Genomic DNA, 492 nt, shown 5'->3' with positions numbered 1-492 from the left:
GACTGGGGTGAAGTCGTAACAAGGTAGCCCTAGGGGAACCTGGGGCTGGATCACCTCCTTACCTATACGACTAACTTGACTCTGTTAGTAAGAAATTACGTTGAGTGTCTACACAGATTGCTTGTTTGTCTCTGCTCTTAATTGAGTGAGATGAGCGACACTTGTTCTGCCTTTGTTGCAGTAACAATGTTCTTTAAAAATTTGGAAAGCTGATAGTGTTAATGTGAAAGGGATGGCGATTTATCGCTGTTTGTAGCATTAGCGCGAAATTAAAAAATTGAGTTCTAAAACACTTAACATTAAGTGTCTTGGCTTACTGCTTAGGCAGTGAGTGAAAAATTCTAATTTTGGCGAAAGTAGAAACCATTAGTTACGATACGGCTGTTTTATCTACCCTGATAAAACAACGGATATATCTCATAGAGACTTATTTGGGTTGTATGGTTAAGTGACTAAGCGTATATGGTGGATGCCTTGGCAGTCAGAGGCGAT

1 rRNA gene is annotated in these 492 nt (G+C 40.0%); it reads left to right on the top strand.

The features are described 5' to 3' along the window. A 16S ribosomal RNA gene (locus Q1A86_RS21140) occupies nucleotides 1–61 on the top strand; the annotation flags it as partial. Nucleotides 62–492 lie beyond the last annotated feature (431 nt).

The sequence above is a fragment of the uncultured Shewanella sp. genome (assembly GCF_947497935.1).
In the GTDB taxonomy this organism is placed as follows: domain Bacteria; phylum Pseudomonadota; class Gammaproteobacteria; order Enterobacterales; family Shewanellaceae; genus Shewanella.
Note: the sequence above shows the minus strand (reverse complement) of the source record. Positions and strands in the feature narration are given on the sequence as shown.